The sequence below is a fragment of the Stenotrophomonas sp. Sm10 genome, assembly GCF_030985515.1.
Classification (GTDB): Bacteria; Pseudomonadota; Gammaproteobacteria; order Xanthomonadales; family Xanthomonadaceae; genus Stenotrophomonas; species Stenotrophomonas hibiscicola.
This window is the reverse complement of the sequence record NZ_JAPTFO010000010.1, coordinates 68,973-87,031: the sequence shown is the minus strand read 5'-3', so window position 1 is coordinate 87,031 and position 18,059 is coordinate 68,973. Positions and strand designations below refer to the sequence as shown.

Annotated in this window: 21 protein-coding genes; 13 read left to right on the top strand and 8 right to left on the bottom strand. The window is 67.2% G+C overall.

Annotated features, from left to right (window positions below; all coding sequences use genetic code 11):
• Positions 1-249 precede the first annotated feature (249 nt).
• Complete coding sequence (locus O0J15_RS04910) at positions 250-1,002, bottom strand: SDR family NAD(P)-dependent oxidoreductase (protein WP_021204746.1); 753 nt, start codon at positions 1,000-1,002, stop codon at positions 250-252.
• Positions 1,003-1,101: 99 nt separating this feature from the next.
• Entirely contained in the window at positions 1,102-1,590 is a 489-nt protein-coding gene (locus O0J15_RS04905) for a hypothetical protein (protein WP_164144494.1), read from the bottom strand.
• A gap of 84 nt (positions 1,591-1,674) precedes the next feature.
• On the opposite strand from O0J15_RS04905, the gene O0J15_RS04900 reads away from it, so the two are divergent.
• Entirely contained in the window at positions 1,675-2,142 is a 468-nt protein-coding gene (locus tag O0J15_RS04900) for a DUF1456 family protein (protein ID WP_019661796.1), read from the top strand.
• Here O0J15_RS04900 and O0J15_RS04895 read toward each other — a convergent pair.
• Entirely contained in the window at positions 2,111-2,998 is an 888-nt protein-coding gene (locus O0J15_RS04895) for a LysR substrate-binding domain-containing protein (RefSeq protein ID WP_134735233.1), read from the bottom strand. The two genes, O0J15_RS04900 and O0J15_RS04895, sit on opposite strands and share 32 nt — an antisense overlap.
• 143 nt (positions 2,999-3,141) lie before the next feature.
• Here O0J15_RS04895 and O0J15_RS04890 point away from each other — a divergent pair, with 143 nt between their 5' ends.
• Positions 3,142-4,290, top strand: coding sequence for an MFS transporter (locus O0J15_RS04890; RefSeq protein ID WP_329848690.1), 1,149 nt, complete (start codon positions 3,142-3,144; stop codon positions 4,288-4,290).
• Here O0J15_RS04890 and O0J15_RS04885 read toward each other — a convergent pair.
• Positions 4,287-4,985, bottom strand: coding sequence for a TorF family putative porin (locus O0J15_RS04885; RefSeq protein ID WP_134735235.1), 699 nt, complete (start codon positions 4,983-4,985; stop codon positions 4,287-4,289). The two genes, O0J15_RS04890 and O0J15_RS04885, sit on opposite strands and share 4 nt — an antisense overlap.
• A gap of 179 nt (positions 4,986-5,164) precedes the next feature.
• On the opposite strand from O0J15_RS04885, the gene O0J15_RS04880 reads away from it, so the two are divergent.
• Entirely contained in the window at positions 5,165-5,554 is a 390-nt protein-coding gene (locus tag O0J15_RS04880) for a DUF6165 family protein (protein WP_031270855.1), read from the top strand.
• 6 nt (positions 5,555-5,560) lie between these two features.
• Here O0J15_RS04880 and O0J15_RS04875 read toward each other — a convergent pair whose 3' ends face one another.
• On the bottom strand, positions 5,561-6,238 hold the full coding sequence (locus tag O0J15_RS04875) for a response regulator transcription factor (protein WP_021204740.1): 678 nt from the start codon (positions 6,236-6,238) through the stop codon (positions 5,561-5,563).
• Between the two features lie 190 nt (positions 6,239-6,428).
• Entirely contained in the window at positions 6,429-7,001 is a 573-nt protein-coding gene (locus O0J15_RS04870) for an Ax21 family protein (RefSeq protein ID WP_021204739.1), read from the bottom strand.
• A 281-nt stretch (positions 7,002-7,282) separates the two neighbouring features.
• Between O0J15_RS04870 and O0J15_RS04865 the strand changes: the two genes are divergently transcribed.
• Positions 7,283-7,642 (top strand): DUF1428 domain-containing protein, encoded by a 360-nt coding sequence (locus O0J15_RS04865; protein ID WP_308305181.1) that lies wholly within the window; start codon positions 7,283-7,285, stop codon positions 7,640-7,642.
• Between the two features lie 15 nt (positions 7,643-7,657).
• Here O0J15_RS04865 and O0J15_RS04860 read toward each other — a convergent pair whose 3' ends face one another.
• Together O0J15_RS04860 and O0J15_RS04855 are read right to left on the bottom strand one after the other, a co-directional pair.
• Positions 7,658-8,350: a hypothetical protein gene (locus tag O0J15_RS04860; RefSeq protein WP_021204738.1), complete on the bottom strand. Its 693-nt coding sequence runs from the start codon at positions 8,348-8,350 to the stop codon at positions 7,658-7,660.
• Between the two features lie 106 nt (positions 8,351-8,456).
• Complete coding sequence (locus tag O0J15_RS04855; protein ID WP_308305180.1) at positions 8,457-9,323, bottom strand: histone; 867 nt, start codon at positions 9,321-9,323, stop codon at positions 8,457-8,459.
• A 490-nt stretch (positions 9,324-9,813) separates the two neighbouring features.
• Here O0J15_RS04855 and O0J15_RS04850 point away from each other — a divergent pair, with 490 nt between their 5' ends.
• The 9 genes from O0J15_RS04850 to O0J15_RS04810 all read left to right on the top strand — a co-directional run bounded on the left by O0J15_RS04850 (position 9,814) and on the right by O0J15_RS04810 (position 17,727).
• Positions 9,814-11,247 carry a Do family serine endopeptidase gene (locus tag O0J15_RS04850; protein WP_308305179.1) on the top strand — a complete coding sequence of 478 codons (1,434 nt, stop codon included), beginning with the start codon at positions 9,814-9,816 and terminating at the stop codon, positions 11,245-11,247.
• Between the two features lie 100 nt (positions 11,248-11,347).
• Positions 11,348-11,713 carry a hypothetical protein gene (locus tag O0J15_RS04845; RefSeq protein WP_010486932.1) on the top strand — a complete coding sequence of 122 codons (366 nt, stop codon included), beginning with the start codon at positions 11,348-11,350 and terminating at the stop codon, positions 11,711-11,713.
• Between the two features lie 8 nt (positions 11,714-11,721).
• Entirely contained in the window at positions 11,722-12,192 is a 471-nt protein-coding gene (locus tag O0J15_RS04840) for a phage holin family protein (RefSeq protein WP_019661806.1), read from the top strand.
• Positions 12,189-12,656 (top strand): protein sip-5, encoded by a 468-nt coding sequence (locus tag O0J15_RS04835; protein ID WP_171953283.1) that lies wholly within the window; start codon positions 12,189-12,191, stop codon positions 12,654-12,656. Before O0J15_RS04840 ends, O0J15_RS04835 begins: the two co-directional genes overlap by 4 nt.
• A 67-nt stretch (positions 12,657-12,723) precedes the next feature.
• On the top strand, positions 12,724-13,833 hold the full coding sequence (locus O0J15_RS04830) for an AI-2E family transporter (protein WP_019661808.1): 1,110 nt from the start codon (positions 12,724-12,726) through the stop codon (positions 13,831-13,833).
• Positions 13,834-13,864: 31 nt separating this feature from the next.
• The gene (locus tag O0J15_RS04825; RefSeq protein ID WP_111101779.1) at positions 13,865-14,584 is read left to right on the top strand and encodes an HAD family hydrolase; all 720 of its coding nucleotides are present in this window, start codon (positions 13,865-13,867) and stop codon (positions 14,582-14,584) included.
• A 3-nt stretch (positions 14,585-14,587) separates the two neighbouring features.
• Positions 14,588-15,955: a M17 family metallopeptidase gene (locus O0J15_RS04820; protein WP_308305178.1), complete on the top strand. Its 1,368-nt coding sequence runs from the start codon at positions 14,588-14,590 to the stop codon at positions 15,953-15,955.
• Positions 15,956-16,090: 135 nt separating this feature from the next.
• Entirely contained in the window at positions 16,091-17,194 is a 1,104-nt protein-coding gene (locus tag O0J15_RS04815; protein WP_021204733.1) for a catalase family peroxidase, read from the top strand.
• The gene (locus O0J15_RS04810) at positions 17,191-17,727 is read left to right on the top strand and encodes a cytochrome b (RefSeq protein ID WP_019661813.1); all 537 of its coding nucleotides are present in this window, start codon (positions 17,191-17,193) and stop codon (positions 17,725-17,727) included. Before O0J15_RS04815 ends, O0J15_RS04810 begins: the two co-directional genes overlap by 4 nt.
• Positions 17,728-18,059: the final 332 nt, after the last annotated feature.

The following is an 18,059-nucleotide window of genomic DNA, read 5'->3' as shown; positions in this document are numbered from 1 at the left end:
GTACGGCTCCCAGCTATCTTTAAAGGGCTGGGGTGGTACCGCACCGACGTTAGCTTGCCTACATCGACGATCCCCTTTGGGGGCCGTACGATCCTTTATCGACGTTCGTGTGCGGGATGGGGATCGCTCGACTCGTCTGTCGGCTGGTATCCGCAGATGCATGCTTGACGGTCCCTCCACCCCGGCTCCTACATACCGCGTAGGAGCCGGGAGGAACATACAAGCATGGCTCGACTCTACAGACGACCGTCAGCCTTCGCGGGCGACCTGGAAACCGGCGAAGGACTGGCTGACCGGCATCAGCTCCAGGCGATTGATGTTCAGGTGCGGCGGCAGGCTGGCCACCCAGAAGATCTGTTCGGCGATGTCTTCAGCGGTCATCGGGTTGGCGCCGGTATAGAGCTTGTCCGATGCCGCCTGGTCGCCATGGGTACGCACCACGGTGAACTCGGTTTCAGCCATACCCGGCTCGATCGTGGTCACGCGCACGCCGGTGCCGTGCAGGTCCGAACGCAGGCCCAGCGAGAACTGGCTGACGAAGGCCTTGGTGCCACCGTAGGCGTTGCCACCCGGGTACGGGTAGACGCCGGCCACCGACGAGATGTTGATGATCGCGCCCTTGCGCTCCACCAGCTGCGGCAGCAGGCGATGGGTCAAGGTCACCAGCGCGGTGATGTTGGTGTCGATCATCGTGGTCCAGTCCGACAGCTTGGCGCTCTGTGCCGGCGCGGTGCCCTGTGCCAGGCCCGCGTTGTTGACCAGCAGATCGATCTGGCCGAACGCAGGCGGCAGTGCCAGCAGGGCCGCCTCCATTGCCACCGGATCGCGGATGTCGAAGGCGGCGGCGTGAACCACGTCCTTGCCGTAGCGCTCGACCAGCGGCTGCAGGCGTTCGCCGCGGCGGCCGGTGGCGATTACCTTCCACCCGGCCTGGGCGAAGCGGTGGACGGCGGCGGCGCCGAAGCCGGACGTGGCGCCGGTAATCAGGACAGTGCGGGTCATCAGGCAACTCCAGGGGGAAAAACCGGACGCCCATTCTGGCACCGTCGGCCCGCCCCTGCGTTGCCGATGCCGGCTGACCACGCCCGGGGCGTGCGCGGCTCAGCGCACGCGGAATACCCGGGCCTTGGGCAGGTCTTCGTCGACCTGCAGGAACCAGCGCCCGGCAATTCCTGGAACAACGGCGATCTGCGGCGACTGCAGCACCTTGCGCAGCTTCATCTGCCCCTTCATCACCTGCCATTGCTGGCCGTTATCAAGGGTGAACAGCGTGCCGGGCTGCCAGCCTGCGACCTCTCCGACCACGCGTGCATTGACCGGTCCTTCTTCCAGGCCCAGATGCATTGCTGCCGGTGCCGGCACATTGGCAGGCAGCGGCGCAGCGGCGGGGGCCACCGCTGCCGTCGGCCCGGTGGCCGCGCGCTCTGCCTCGCGCAGTACCCGGTTCAGTGCCTGCAACTGCGCTGGATTGAGCCCGACCTCGGCCAGTTGGGATGCACTGAGGCGCCGCTCGACGGGTACGAAGCGGTCCTGGGCGAAGGCAGCGAAGCTGCTGGCGAGCAGCAGTGCGGAAAACAGATACCGGCGCATGCAAGGGTCTCAGCGAACGAGTGCCCACGATGCTGCAGTTCGATGACACTCCGGTGACACGCCAGGGGCCGCTACAATTGGACCATGATCAACAATGATGTCCTGCGCAGCGTGCGCTACTCCCTGGACCTGGGCGACCACCACGTGGTGGCCCTGTGCCAGATGGCCGACCCGGCCTTCGCCGTGGAGACCGAGCAGGTGAAGGCTTGGTTGCGCCGCGAGGACGAAGCCGGTTTCGAGGCGATGAGCGACAGCGCGCTGGCGCACTTCCTCGATGGCCTGATCGTGCACCTGCGCGGTCGCGACGAGAACCAGCCGCAGCGCGCGGTGGAGACCCGCATCGACAACAACCTGGTGCTGAAGAAGCTGCGCGTGGCGTTCCAGCTGCGCGACGTCGATCTGATGGAGATCTTCGCCAGCGCCGGTTTCAATGTCTCCAAGTCGGAAGTGGGCGCACTGTTCCGCCAACCCGGGCACGCCAACTACCGGCGTTGCCTGGACCAGATGCTGCGTAACTTCCTCAAGGGCCTGAGCCTGCGCCTGCGCGGCTGAGCACGGCCTCGACGAACGCCCGCGCCGCCGGTGTCGGCAGCCGCTGCCAGACCAGGTGCACGCGGCGGGTCGGGGTCGGCTGCAGCGGAATCCGCACCACGCCTTCAAAGCCTTCGGCGATCAACGCCGGCACGATGCCGACCGCCAGCCCATGGCGGACGAAGCGCTCGACCAGTTCCATCAGGTTGACCTCGAAGCGGACCGTGTGCGGCAGGCCGGCGGCGGCGAAGGCATCGTCGGTCTGCCGCCGCGCACCGGTGCCTCGCGGGAAGTCGACCAGCGCTTCATCCTGCAGTTCGGTCAAGGGCATCCGCTTGCGCCGGGCCAAGCGGTGCGACGGCGCCAGCACCGCCACCAGGTCTTCTTCCTGCAGCATCTGGTGGCAGACCCCGTCCAGGCCGGCCGAGGGCGCCAACCCCACCAGTGCCACGTCCAATTCACGCGACTGCACCTGCGCGATCAGATCCTCGCTCTTGTCCACCCGCAGCTGGAACTCCACCTGCGGGTGCGCCTGCTGGAAGGCTGCCAGCATCGCCACCACGTCGATGCCGGTCAGCGAGGAAATCTGCCCGATCGCCAGCAGGCCACGCACCTCGCCACTCACCGCGGCCACGTCAGCGCGCAGGTGGCGCAGGCTGGCCAGCACCTGGCGTGCGTGCACCAGCAGCGCCTCACCGGCCGCCGTCGCCCGTACCTGGCGCGGCAGGCGTTCAAACAGCGGCGTGCCCAGTTCCTGCTCCAGGTAGGCAATCTGGTGGCTCAACGCGGACTGCACCACGTGGCAGCGTTCGGCGGCACGGGTGAAATTGCCCTCTTCGGCCAGGGCGACGGCAAATTCGAGCTGCTTGAGATTCATCCAGCTATCTCGTTTCCAGATGGCATGGATGATGATGATTCATTTCCATCATGGTCGCAGCAGGCGGACACTGTGCACCCCGCTTTGTGGAATACCGCGTGAGTCCGTCCCTCCCCCCCCTGCACCGCTGGCAGGTGCTGCTGATGTCGGTCGCCACCGGCGTGGCCGTGGCCAGCAACTACTATGCGCAGCCACTGCTGCATACCATTGCCGATGCCTTCGGTGTGCCGTTCGGCCAGGTCGGCATGGTGGTCACCGCCGCGCAGCTGAGCTATGCCGCCGGACTGATCCTGCTGGTGCCGCTGGGAGACCTGTTCGAACGCCGGCGCCTGATCGTGGTGATGAGCCTGTTGTCCGCCGGCGGGCTGGTGATCAGTGCCTGTGCGCCGTCGCTGGCCTGGCTGCTGGCGGGCACCGCGATCACCGGCCTGTTCTCCGTGGTCGCCCAGGTGCTGGTGCCGTTCGCGGCCACGCTGGCCGCGCCGGAACATCGCGGTCGCGTGGTCGGCACGTTGATGAGCGGCCTGCTGCTGGGCATCCTGCTGGCACGTACCGTGGCCGGCCTGCTTTCCAGCCTGGGCGACTGGCGCCTGGTGTACGCGATCGCCGCTGCCACCCTGGTGCTGACCGCACTGGCATTGCAGCGCGGCCTGCCGCGCTTCCAGCACAGCGCCGGCCTTGGCTACTTCGCATTGCTGCGCTCGATCGGCGTGCTGTTCGTGCAGGAACCGGTGCTGCGCCAGCGCACGCTGCTGGGCGCCTGCAGCTTCGCCATGTTCGCGATCTTCTGGACGCCACTGGCGTTCCTGCTGGCACAGCCGCCGTATGCCTACAGCGACGCCACCATCGGCCTGTTCGGGCTGGTCGGCGCGGCCGGCACGCTGGCGGCCGGCCTGGCCGGCCGCATGTCCGACCGTGGCCAGACCGGGCGTGCTACCGCCATCGCGCTGGCGCTGCTGCTGCTCTCGTGGCTACCACTGGGGCTGTCGGCCCACTCGTTGCTGGCGCTGCTGGTCGGCGTGGTGGTGCTGGACCTGGCCGCGCAGCTGCTGCACGTCAGTAACCAGAACCTGATCTATGCACTGCAACCGGCAGCGCGCAACCGCCTCAATGCCGGCTACATGACCGGCTACTTCATCGGCGGTTCGCTGGGTTCGCTGCTGTCGGCGCAGGTCTACCAGCGCTTCGGCTGGACCGGCGTCTGCGTAGCCGGTGCTGCGGTGGCGGTGCTGGCCCTGCTGCTGTGGCTGCCCGGCGCGCTGCGTGCGCGCCAGGCCTCGGTGGCCGACTAGAAACTGCCCTGCAGCGCCAGCTCCCATCGTCCACCGGCATTGCCCGGGAACAGGCGCTTGGCCGCACTGTCGGTGTCATGCACGGTGGCACGCAGCTCCCATGCCGGGGCCAGCGTGGCAATGGCACTGAGCTGCCCATGCAGGTAGTCCGGGCCCTGCGCGGTGGCCAGCCAGTACTGGCCCACCGCCGCTTCCAGGCGGACGCGTTCGTGCAGCGGCACACGCACACCCAGCTGGGCGTAGGTACCGCGATGGCCACCGGCCAACGCATCGTTGGAATGGGCGACCTGCAACCAGGCGCGCTGCTTCCAGCTCACTGTGGTGTTGAGTTCGGTCCAGTCCAGCGCGCGGCCGGTGCCCGGGTACATGTAGCGGGTCAGGTTGGCATCCAGTGTCCAGTCCGGGGCCAGCGCACCGGACCAGCCGGCCACCAGGTCGAACTCGCTGCGCGCGCCATTGTCCGGCTTGAACGAAACGTTGGAGCCCCACACGCTGGCGTACCAACCCGATGGGATCGAAACCTTCGCACCCGCCTGCACCGCCGGGTCGCCGTCGCTCTGCGAGCTGCCACGCCACACGTAGTCACTGGTCAACGCCGCACTGCCACTGACCTGTACCTGTGCCTGCGCGCTGCCGATCCCGAGCGGCCCTGCCAGGGCGGCCACCACCGCCGCCATCATCCCCTTGCTGTTCACTGCACTGTGTTCCTCGTCGAAGGCGGTTATGCCGCCGGGAACGCAGTGTCGAGGCGGTGGCCGTAACGGATCGAGGGTGCTGCCGGGGCCGTGGCGCAAATTCGGCGTAAATCCCGTGAATCGGGGCCACATGCCGGCAGCGCGGTATCATGGTGCCCTGTTTCCAGAGAACCAACCGCGTGGACGCCATCCTGACCCCGGTATCGATCGGCGAGCTGATCGACAAGATCACCATTCTCGAGATCAAGGCCGAACGCATCGACGATGCGGCCAAGCTGAGCAACGTGCGCACCGAGCTGGACGGCCTGCTGCCGTTGCTGCAGCAGCAGCTGCAGGCTCAGCCGGCGCTGGCCGTGCTGAAGCAGCAGTTGAAGGCAATCAACGAGCGCATGTGGGACATCCAGGACCAGCTGCGCGACAAGGAAGCGGCCCAGGTGTTCGACGATGGCTTCATCCAGCTGGCACGCGGTGTCTACGGCACCAATGGCGAGCGCGTGCAGGTGAAGAACGAGATCAACCGCGTGGCCGGTTCGGCCCTGGTGGAAGAGAAGCAGTACCAGGGCGAGTAAGCCCGCTCATCCGCATTCGAGCAGGTGCCGGATGCGGAACAGCTCACCATCGCTGTGAATGCCCAGCTTCTCGTACGCCGTCCGCTTCTGCGTGCTGACCGTACTGGCCGTGCGCCCGAAGCGCCGCGCCACCTCCCCGGTGGTGCAGCCCTGCAGGACCAGCCGGAGCACCTCGCGCTCACGTCGGCTCAAGGGCGTCAGCACCGGCGCCGGTGTGCGCCGCATGCGTGATCGGTTCAACTGCGTGCGCAGCTCCGGGGGCACGAAGCGGCCGCCACGGGCCAGTACCTCCACCGCGCGCCGCAGCATCGCCGGCGTGGTTCCCTTTGACAGGAAGCCGCGCGCGCCGGCCTGCATCGCCATGGTCACCATGCTGGCATTGCAGTGCGCAGACAGCACCAGCACCGGCAGCAGCGGCCAGCGCCGCGACAACAGCCGCAACAGGGACAGGCCCTGTTCGGGACCATAGGGCGCCAGCAGGTCGATCAGCAGCAGGTCGATGCCATCCGGCTGGCGCTGCAGCAGATCGAGCAGATCAGCTTCGCGGGTGAAGCTGCCACAGACCTGCACGCCACCGTGCTGGCAAAGCACCACCTCCACCCCCAGACGCAGCACGGGATGCGGCGCCAGCATTGCCAGGCGGCGGGGCCGATCGAGGGGCAGAGCGGGAACGGCAGGCGGCATCACATGGATCCGACGATACGAAGTGCCCACCGTAGGGCCGCGCCGGGAGCAGCGGAATCCAATTTATTGCAACGCAGCAGCGGCCTCGGAACATGCTCAGCTGCGGTTTCGGGTCGTCACAACGCAACAGGCCCGGCATGAGCCGGGCCTGTCGAGGCATCTTCAGCGCGCAGGCGCGCCAAGGAAGCAATTACCAGCTGAAGCGCGGGCCGACGGTGTATTCCTTGTCGCCGTCGCGGTTCATCTTCAGCTCGCCGTTCAGGCCCCAGTTCTGGTTCAGCTTGACCTGACCACCCAGGCGGCCGTACCACTGGCCTTCCGGATTGATGCCGTGCTTCTTCGAGAAATCTTCGTAGCCGACCATGCCGTAGACTTCGGCGTGGGCACCGAAGGCGGTGCGGATACCGGCTTCAGCGCTGTAGCCGTTGAAGTCCAGGCCGTGCTTCTGGTCGCGCTTCTGGTAGGCAACGCGAGCAACGAAGTCGGTGGTCGGGGCGATTTCAACGTTGTAGCCGGCGCCGATCTTCCACTGGTCCAGCTTGATGTTGGTGTGGTCGATTTCCTGGCGGCTGTAATCACCGAAAGCGTGGAAGTTCGGCAGGAAGCCGTACGAGCCCTTCACGCCCCAGCCGTCGGCCTTGAACGCATCGATGTCGGTCTTGGCGTAGTCGGCTTCGGCATAGTTGTACGACAGGTTCTCAGCAGCCGAGGCGGTGAACGGCAGGGCAGCGGCCAGGGCCAGAGCAATCAGCGAATTCTTCATGGGGGTACACCTTTACTTTCTTATGGTGTGCAGCAGCGCCAAGGCGCCATCGCATCGGGAATGTAAATTCTCCGTTATTCGCCACAACGCTCCCTGAAAACAGCGGTCTTCGCATTGCTGAATTTTCTGGCTTGATTCAGGCTGTTTCTGGCATACGCGCGCGGCGCGCGTGCATTTCGTCGGCACAACGACTGCCGGTTGCAGGATGTCGATCCACGACGCCCTGGTTCGTCGGGTACTTGAAGGCCGTGCATGCGGCACGGTCCATCCGGAGGCAGGCAATGAGCTACATCGATGGTTTCGTCCTGGCGGTGCCCACCGCCAACAAGGAGAAGTTCCTCGCCCACGCACGCTCAGGAGATCCCGTTTTCATCGAATACGGCGCGCTGCGCGTGGTCGAGTGCTGGGGCGATGACGTGCCGCACGGCAAGACCACCGACTTCTTCGGCGCGGTGAAAGCCACGCCGGATGAGACGGTGGTGTTTTCCTGGATCGAATGGCCGGACAAGCCGACCCGCGACGCCGGCATGAAGAAGATGATGGAAGACCCAAGGTTTGATCCGGCGACGAATCCGATGCCGTTCGACGGCGCGCGGATGATCTACGGCGGCTTCGTGCCGATCTACGAACTGACGCGCTGAACCGGGCGGACGTGCTCAGCGCGCGTCCGTTTCATCGCTGGCAGCGGCATGGCCGGCGCCCAGTGCGGCGCCAGCGCCGAGGCCCACACCGCCCATCCCAGCGCCCATTCCGCCACCGCCACCTCCTCCACCCGCACGACCGCCCTTGGCGTCGCCGTCGTTGCGGCCCTTGCCGCCGACACTGGCGCCACCCGGCCGGGTCGGCCCCTGCGGCGGTATCTGCAGGTCGGTCGGAATCGGCGCCAGATCCAGCGCTTCGCGCACGAAGTCGCGCAGCGAGACCACCAGTTCATGGGTATGTACCGGCCGCCCCTGTGCCAGTTCATTGGCGGCACGCGCGGCCAGCCGCACCTGTTCGTCGGTGCCCAGCAGCAGGATGTCCGACAACGCCGCTTCCACGGCATCACGGATGCGGCGCGCGCGATCCGAGCGGGGCTCGGCAATGCCCTCTGCATCCTCGCGCTGGCGAAGGTCACGGCGATGGCTGGGGTCCACACCCAGTTCGCCGGTGAACGAACCGCCCAGGGTCTTGTAGGCCGCCATCAGCGTGCGCAGCCGTTCGTTGATCTGCCGGTTCTCGCGCTCGCGGCGCTGCTGCAGGGTCTGCATCACCAGCAGGCGGATGCCCACGCCCAGCAGGGTGATCAGGACCAGGCCGGCCAAGGTGGACAGCACGCCCTGCCAGGAACTGAAGTCAATACCGCGCATGCCCCGGGCTCCAGCAGGAAGAACCTGCATCTTGCTCCAGACCGCGTCCCTGAAACGCGAAAGGCCCCACCACCCGGGGGTGGCAGGGCCTTCGGTCACGGCGCGATTACTTGCGCTTGGCGACCTTGCGCACGGCCTTCTTGGCCGGAGCCTTCTTGGCGGCGACCTTCTTCAGCGGCGCAGCCTTCTTGGCAACCGTCTTGCGGGTGGCGGCAACCTTCTTGCCCACTGCCTTCTTGGCAACGGCGGTCTTCTTGCCGACAACCTTCTTGGCAGCGACGGTCTTCTTGCCGACGGCCTTCTTGGCGACGGCAGCCTTCTTGCCGACAGCCTTCTTGGCGGCCGTGGTCTTCCTGGTGGCGGCAACCTTCTTGCCGACGACCTTCTTCGCAGCCACGGCCTTCTTGCCAGCGACCTTCTTGGCGGCGACGGTCTTCTTGGCCACGGCCTTCTTGGCGGTAGCGACCTTCTTTCCAACTGCCTTCTTGGCAACAGCGGTCTTCTTGCCGACGGCCTTCTTGGCGACGGCAGCCTTCTTGGTGGCGGCCTTCTTCGCGGTGGCGACCTTCTTGCCGGCAGCCTTGGTGGTCTTCTTGGCAGCGGCGGCCTTCTTGGTCACAGCCTTGCCTGCAGCCGCCTTCTTCTTGGCCACTTCATTCTTCAGCGCAGCGGCTTCGGCCTTGGCGTTCTTCTTGGCGGCTTCCAGCTTCTTCTTGGCGTTGGCAACAGTCTTGCCGACCGACTTGGCAGCCTTCTCGGCCTTCTTGGCAACGGTCTTCTCGACCTTGGCCACGGCCTTCTTGGCTTTGGCAACGCGGGTACCGGCAGCCTTGGTGGCGCGCTTGACGGTCTTCTTGACCGACTGCACTGCGTCTTCGGCAGCGTGGGCGATGGTCTCGCCAACGTTGGTGGCGGTTTCTTTGACGTTCTCGACGGCGTCGGTCACGACCGACACACCATTACCGTTGCTCATGTTGCCCTCCTGGGGGCCTTAAGTATCAAAACGGGGCGATGCTATACCGACATTGACGATCGTGGAACGGGGCACGCACGAGCAATCGCATCTGATGCGACGGCAATGGTGTAGTCGGGTACCCTCGCGAGTACGATGTGTTGACGGGAAACCCCTTTTTTTCAGTGCTGCGCCGCACGATGCGGGCAGCGGCAGGGGCTGCGTGCGCACACCCGCCCGGACGTAGCGAAAGGCATGCGATATGGCGCATCGCGGCATCGGGATGCGCAGAACTGCGCAAGCATCGGCCTGCATACCCACGCGCTTGGGCAGACGTCGGCACAGTGCGAGGAACCTCCGGCGTTGCCGCCTGCGGCCCACGGTAGCGATGCTGGACCGGGTTCCGGGCATGGCGTTTTCATGGCGCATTTATCCATATCGCGACACACTCATTCAGCTTGTTCTACCGTAGGGCCGTACCGCCCCCACCCACGCCAGCGAACCGACTCCCATGCGACCGCTTCCTACCCTGCTCACGCTCGCAATCGCCGCCGCCTTCGGTGGCTTCGTTGCCACCGGCATCAATGCCCACATGGACAACCGTGCCGACGCCGCGCCGCTGCCGGCGGTGTTGCCGACCACGGCGGCCTTGCCGGCTTCGGTGGCCGGTCAGGCGGTGCCGTCGCTGGCACCGATGCTGGAAAAGGCAATGCCGGCGGTGGTCAGTGTCAACACCAAGCAGGTGGTGCGCGTGCGCAACCCCTTCTTCGACGACCCATTCTTCCGCCGCCTGTTCCCGGATATCCCACAGGAACGCATCAACGAATCGCTGGGCTCGGGCGTGATCATCGACGCCAAGGAGGGGCTGGTGCTGACCAACCACCATGTCATCGACAACGCCGATGACGTACAGGTGACACTGGCGGACGGGCGCACGGTCAAGGCCGAGTTCCTCGGCTCGGACCGTGACACCGACATCGCGCTGATCCGCATCCCGGCGCAGAACCTGACCGACATCAAGCTCGGCAACAGCGACCAGCTGCGCGTAGGCGACTTCGTGGTGGCCATCGGCAACCCGTTCGGCTTCAGCCAGACCGTTACCTCGGGTATCGTTTCGGCGGTGGGCCGCAGCGGCATCCGCGGGCTGGGCTACCAGAACTTCATCCAGACCGATGCGTCGATCAATCCGGGCAACTCCGGTGGCGCGCTGGTCGACCTGCAGGGCCAGCTGGTCGGCATCAATACCGCCAGCTTCAACCCGCAGGGCAGCATGGCCGGCAACATCGGCCTGGGCCTGGCGATTCCTTCCAACCTGGCGCGCAGCGTGGTCGACCAGCTGGTCAAGCACGGCGTGGTGGTGCGCGGCACGCTGGGCGTGGAAAGCCAGAACCTGACCGCGCAGATCGCGCAGGGCCTGGGCCTGGGCGAAACCCGCGGTGCGCTGATCACCCGCGTGCTGGCCGGCTCGGCCGCCGCCGCAGCCGGGCTGAAGCCGGGCGACGTGGTGGTGTCGGCCAACGGCCAGCGCGTGGACAGCGCCGAGGCCCTGCACAACGTGGAAGGCCTGGCGGCCGTCGGCAGCGCGATGACGCTGGACGTACGCCGCGAAGGCAAGCCACTGCAGATCAAGGCGACACTGAAGGAACAGGCGCGCGCGGTCACCGGTGAGAGCCTGGACCCGCGCCTGACCGGTGCGACCTTCGTCGACCTGCCCGAGTCACTGCGCCAATCCGGTGTCGGCGGCGTGCTGGTCAGCGAGGTCAAGCGCGGCAGCCGCGCTGCCAGCAACGGCCTGCAGCAGGGCGACATCATCACCGACGCCACCGTGGGCGAATTCGCCGACCTGGCCAGTTGGCGCGCCAACTTCCAGCAACGCCCGCCGACCCTGGTGGTGCGCGTGCTGCGCAACAACGGCCAGCAGCAGGGCCAGCTCGTGATGCGCTGATCGCCCTGCCGTAACACCCCCTATACCCCGGCAATGCTATTGCTGTCAGTCCAGGTCGGCACCGCCGACGCCGTTCCCCCATCGCAACAGGAGTGATTCGATGAGCCCCACCAATACCGAGAACCTGAAGGAACACCTGGGTGAAGCCGGTTCCCACCTGAAGCAGGCCGCCAGCGCCGCCGGCGGTGCGATCAAGGGCGCCACCGGTGCCGCGACCGACGAACTGCGCATCGGCAAGGCCAACGTCAAGGCTGAACTGTCCGACAGCGCACTGTCCGGCCTGGCCGCTGCCGAGTTTGGTGGTGCCGCCGCCAAGGAGCAGGTCGATGCGCTGATGGACAAGGGCAAGGACCTGATCGACAGCGCCGCCGAATTGATCCGTGAGCGTCCGCTGGCCTCGTTCGGTGTTGCCTTCGCGGCCGGCTGGATCATCGCCAAGCTGGCCCGCGGCAGCAGCGACAAGTAAGCCGCGGCGTGAGCGAAGACAACGCGCAAGCCCCTGATCCGGCGGCTACCCCGCCGCTGGATGAGAGCATCCGCCAGGTCGGCGCGGCCGGTCGTGCCGCTGCCGACTCGGCCAAGCACTCGCTGCGTTCGCTGCGCCGGTTGGCCTCGGCCGACTTCGCGCTGGCACGCAGTGCCTTCGGCCGCGCGCTGGCCTGGGCCGGCGTAGCGATCGTATTTGGTGCGTCGGCCTGGCTGCTGATGGCCGCCACCCTTATCGCGCTGCTGCAAAGCTGGGGCCTGAGCTGGCTGCAGGCACTGCTGATCACCTCGCTGCTGAGCCTGGCCGTCACCGGTTATGCGATCTGGCGGGTGTCCTACTTCTTCCACCACACCGGCATGCACGCCACCCGGCGCCAGCTGTCCCGCCTGGGCCTGTTCGACGAGCCCAGCGAAGACGACCCCGATGCCGATGTGGAGCTGCCAGAGGGCAAGCCATGAAGTTCGGTGCGCTGCAGCGTCGGGTGAAGCGCTGCGAACAGGTGGTAACCGTGCGTCTGGTCGAGACCCAGGACCACTGGTCGACGCTCGGCCAGGTCTGGCGCCAGGGCTGGTCGCCACTACGCATCGTGGTAGTGGGCCTGGCCGGTGGCTTCCTTGCCGGCAAGCTGGAAATGCCGGGCAAGGTCAACGGTGCGCGCTGGCTGCAGATGGTGGGTTCGGTCTCGAACCTGTTCGCCAGTGCGCAGGCGGCGTTCGCCACGGCGATGGCGGCGCAGGCGGCGGCCACCGCCGACGATGCGGCCGAAGAAGCCGGCGATGCCAGCGAACAGGCACACGCAGCGGCCTCCGCCGCTGAAGCACGGCCCGCAGCGGCAGCGCGAGCTGTGCCGGAGCCGGAGCCGGAACCGGACCTGCGCGAACCGCGCCCGGCCGAGGCGGCCACCGAGCTGTCCGAACGTTGATCCCTGGAATCCGCCGCGCCGGTCGCGGCCGGCGGATAATGCGCTCCCCTTTCCGGCTGATGCGTCGATGAGCGAGTCCTCCCTGTCCCCGTCACCGGCCGGCCACGACGCATCCGAGGCACCGCTGCCGCCCCCGTCGCGCCCACGCGGACCGATGTCGCTGGTTGTGCTGGCGACCCTGGCCGTGGGCTATACGCTATGGGCGGCGCAGGACATCATCCTGCCGGTGCTGCTTGCGATGTTCTTCGCGCTGGTCGGCAATCCCATCCTGCGCCTGCTGCAGAAGCTGTGGATCCCGCGCGCGCTGGGCGCGCTGTTGATCCTCGGTGCGGGCCTGGGCGTGACCGGTTCGCTGGCCGTGCAGCTGATCGGACCGGCGATGGAATGGGCGCAGGAAGCACCGCAGCAGCTGCGCAAGGTCGCCCGCCAGGTGCAGAACCTGACCAAGCCGGTGCAGCAGGCCAACCAGGCGGCGGAAAACTTCGCCCGTGTGGCCGGCGGTGACAGCAACCACAAGGTGCAGGTGATCCGCACCCAGCTCGACGACCCCTACCGCATGCTGACCCGTGCACCGCGGCTGGCTGCCTCGGTGTTGGCCGTGGTGCTGCTGACGCTGTTCTTCATGATCTACGGGCAGAGCCTGCAGCGCGCGGCGATCGCCCTGTTCCCCAACCGCCAGCAGCAGCGCTTCACTACGGACATCCTGCGTTCGATCGAACGCGAGGTCTCGCGTTACGTGCTGACCATCAGCGTGATCAACACCTTGGTCGGGCTGGTGTTCGCCGGCGTGCTGATGCTGCTCGGTATCGGCCTGCAGGAAGCGCTGCTGTGGGGCACGGTGGCCGCGCTGCTGAATTTTGCGCCGTATGTGGGTCCGCTGATCGGCGTGGCGCTGATGCTGTTGATGGGCTTCGTCGAGTTCCGCGACCCGCTGCAGGCCCTGCTGCCCGCAGCCGCCTACCTGGGCCTGCACACACTGGAAGGGCAGATGGTGACCCCGATCGTGCTGGGCCGTCGGATGAAGCTGTCGCCGCTGGTGCTGATCCTGGCGCTGATGGTGTTCGGCTGGGCCTGGGGCATGATCGGGCTGCTGCTGGCGGTGCCGCTGCTGGTGTGCATCAAGCTGGTGCTGGCACGCCTGGACGGCATGCAGGGCTGGGCACGCCTGCTGGAATGAAAGCCCGCGCGGGCAGGGGTAGAATGGCGGGGTGAATTTCCCCGTCCAAGCCATCACCCTCGACCTTGACGACACGCTGTGGCCGTTCGCTCCGATCGGCGCCCGCATCGAACAGGTCCTGCACACCTGGATGTGCGAACACAGCCCCGCTACCGCCGCGATGTATCCGGTGGAGGCGATGCGCGAACTGCGCGAGCGGCTGTACCACGCCCATCCGCACCTCCACCACGACCTGAGTGCGCTGCGCCGGCTGACCCTGCACGAAGCACTGCACACCAGCGGTGCCAGCCTCGATCTGCTGGAGCCTGCGTATGAAGTGTTCTACGCCGCACGCAACCAGGTGGAGTGCTATCCCGATGCGATCGATGCACTGGCACGGATTGCCGCGCGGGTTCCGGTGGCGGCGCTGAGCAATGGCAATGCCGACCTGGAACGGGTCGGCCTGGCCCATCATTTCGCCTTCCAGCTGGGTGCGCGCGAACACGGCGCGGCCAAGCCCGAAGCCAGCATCTTCCACGCTGCCTGCACCCGACTGGGTGTCGCGCCGGCACAGGTACTGCACGTCGGCGATCATGCCGACATGGACGTGGCCGGGGCGATTGCCGCCGGCCTGCGCGGGTGCTGGATCAACCGCGAGGCAGCCACCTGGACCCATCCGCAGCTGCAGCCGGACCTGCAGTTCGACACCCTCACCGGCCTGGCCGACTGGTTGGATGCCAACCTCGACGCCGCCGCACTCCGGAGTACCTGACGCATGAGCGAGATCACTGGTTTCACTGCCGACACCGCCGCAGCGCTGCCGCTGTACGTGCTGGACCGCGAGCAGTTCGCCGCCTGGAAGGACGGCCAACCGGCCGCCACCCAGGCCTGGCTGGCATCGCAGGGCTTCACCGCCGGTGCCTTCACCACGGCGTTGCTGCCCGGCGCCGATGGCCTGTCCGGAGCGGTGATCGGTGTGGGTGATCGCGCCGATGCCTACAGCTATTCGCATGCCCCGCACGCCCTGCCGGAAGGCAGCGTGTGGCAGCTGGCCAACGAACTGCCGGCCGCCGAACAGGCGCTGCTGCAGCTGGGCTGGGGCTTGGGCAGCTACCGCTTCGACCGCTACCGCAAGCGCCACCGCGCACCGGCGCAACTGGTAGCCGCGCCGACCGGCGAGGTGGCCGACCTGATCACCGCCAGCCTGCGCGTGCGCGACTGGGTCAACACTCCCACCGAAGATATGGGCCCGCAGCAGCTGGAAGACGCTGCCCGCGCCCTGGCCGCTGCGCACGGCGCGCAGGTCGAGGCGATCACCGGTGACGAACTGCTGAAGCACAACTTCCCGGCCATCCACGCCGTGGGCCGCGCATCGCACCGCGCGCCGCGTCTGGTGGTGCTGCGCTGGGGCAAGGACACCGATCCGTCGCTGGTGCTGGTCGGCAAGGGCGTCTGCTTCGACACCGGCGGCCTGGACATCAAGCCGGCCGACGGCATGCGCAACATGAAGAAGGACATGGGCGGCGCCGCGCATGCGCTGGCCCTGGCCGGCCTGGTGATGGCACGCGGGCTGCCGGTACGTTTGACCCTGCTGGTGCCGGCGGTGGAAAACGCGATCGGTCCGGAGGCGTTCCGCCCGGGTGAAGTGATCGCCACCCGCAAGGGCCTGAGCGTGGAGATCGACAACACCGACGCCGAAGGCCGCGTGATCCTGTGCGACGCATTGACCTTCGCCGGTGAGCAGAAGCCGGACCTGGTGCTGGACTTCGCCACCCTCACCGGTGCCGCGCGCATCGCACTGGGCCCGGATCTGCCAGCGCTCTTCAGCAACGATGACACGGTGGCCCAGCAGTGGCTGCAGGCCGGTGACGCGACCCGCGACCCGGTCTGGCGGATGCCGCTGTGGCGCCCCTACCTGCGCTACCTGAGCAGCGGCATCGCCGACCTGGCCAACGCCGGTTCGCGCATGGCCGGCTCGGTGACCGCCGCGCTGTACCTGGAACGCTTCGTGGAAGACGGCCAGCGCTGGGCGCACCTGGACGTGTACGCCTGGAACGACGGCGAACGCCCGGGCCGTCCGGCCGGTGGCGAAGCGCTGGCGTTGCGCTCGGCGTGGGCGATGCTGAAGGCGCGCTACAGCTGATCGGGTGGGTGCCGACCTTGGTCGGCACGCCGTCCCCGGCAAACTTGACGAAAATTTGAATACCGGGCCTGGAAGGGTTCTGCGAGGATGTGTGGGTCGACCACCCACACGCTCCGTGAAGGCAGGAACCCGACCATGTCGCTCTTCCGCTACACCCGTGCCGGCCAGACGGCGGGCGCACCGCGCAGGCATTCGCCGCTGCTCTGGATCGCACTGATCGCGCTCATTCTGGGTGCCGTCGCGCTGGCCTTCGCCTGGCTGGCCGGCTGGATTGGAAACCGCCTCACCGCGCAGCGCTTCACCGATACCATCGAGGCCACCGGCCCGGCCCACCCGGGCTTCCGCCGCGCGCACAGCAAGGGCATCTGCGTGAGCGGCTGGTTCGAACCCAGTGCGCAGGCCCGCACCCTGTCCAGTGCACGGGTGTTCTCGCAGCGCCGCGTGCCGGTGATGGGCCGCCTGTCGATCGGCGGCGGCGACCCGTACGGCGCCGACAACACTGCACGCGTGCGCAGCCTCGCGGTGCAGATGGTCAGCGATGATGGGCAGGAATGGCGCATGGCGATGAACAGCTTCCCGTTCTTCGCGGTGCCCAGCGCCGAGGCGTTCTACGAGCAGACCCGCGCTTCCATTCCCGACCCGGCCACCGGCAAGCCCGACCCGCAGAAGATGGCTGCGGTGCTGGCGAAGTACCCCAGTGCGCAGGCCTTCCAGCAGTGGGCCAAGACGGCGCCGTGGACCAGCAGCTGGGCCGACACCACCTTCAACAGCGTCAACAGCTTCTGGTTCACCAATGCGCAGGGCCAGAAGCGCGCGGTGCGCTGGCGCTGGCAGCCGCAGGCGCCGGTGGTGGAGATGGATGCGGAAACGCGCAAGCAGGCCAGCGTCGATTTCCTCAGCCAGGAACTGCAGCAGCGCCTGGCCAACGGCCCGGTGCGCTGGAACCTGGTCGTGACCACCGCCGAGCCCGGCGATGCCATCGATGATCCGTCGGTGCCATGGCCCGAGTCGCGTGACCAGGTAGTGGCGGGCGTACTCAGCGTGGACCGCATGCAGTCGCAGGAACAGGGTGCCTGCGGTCAGATCAACTTCGATCCGCTGATCCTGCCCAGCGGCGTGCGCGGCAGTGACGATCCGATCCTGGCCGCCCGCTCGGCGGTGTATTCGCAGTCCTTCAACCGCCGCGAACGCGAGCGCGCCACCGGCAACGTCGAACAACCGAAGGAGGCCGCACGATGAGCATCGGCAACGGCCACTTCAACCTGCTGGCGCGGGTGCTGCACTGGTCCATGGCACTGATGATCATCGCCATGCTGTTCATCGGCGTGACCATGGTCGCCTCACTGCACCTGCGGCCAATGCTGATCGACCTGCACCGCCCGCTGGGCATCGCCATCCTGGTGCTGGTGCTGCTGCGCCTGTACAACCGGCTGCGCCATCGCCCGCCGCCGCTGCCTTCCGACCTGCCCGCCTGGCAGGTGCTGGCGGCCAAGGCCTCGCACTGGATGTTGTATGCGCTGATGCTGGCGATGCCGTTGATCGGCTGGGCGATGCTGTCGGCAGGCGGTTACCCGATCGTGCTGTGGGGCGGCCTGCACCTGCCGCCGATCGTGCCACACACACCGGCGCTGTACGCCGCGTTGCGTAATGCGCACAGTCTGCTGGCCTACGTGCTGTTCGCAACGGTGCTGATGCACGTGGGTGCGGCGCTGTTCCACCTGTGGGTGCGGCGCGATGGGGTGTTCCAGGCGATGGCGCGCGGGAAGGATTGATCGGGTTCGCCGGGAATTCCCGGCGGATCGTTTCCGCGACCGCGTGGGGGTGTCACTTTCTTTGCGCGCAAAGAAAGTAACCAAAGAAACGCTCCGCCGGCCGCGAGCCGACGTGCTGCGCACGCCGGTGCCCTGCGCTCCTCGGCCCGCCGAGGGACGGCGCGGAACTCGCTACGCTCAGACACCCGCGCCTCTTCGCCCTCGCCGGTCCTGCGGTGCTCGGCTCGCTCAAGGCGGACTGGAAGGGCAAGATCAACAGCTAGAGCATCCACGCATGGCGTGGATCTACTGGGTGCAGCTGTGCCTTTGACGTTGGGTCCGCCTTCTAGCGA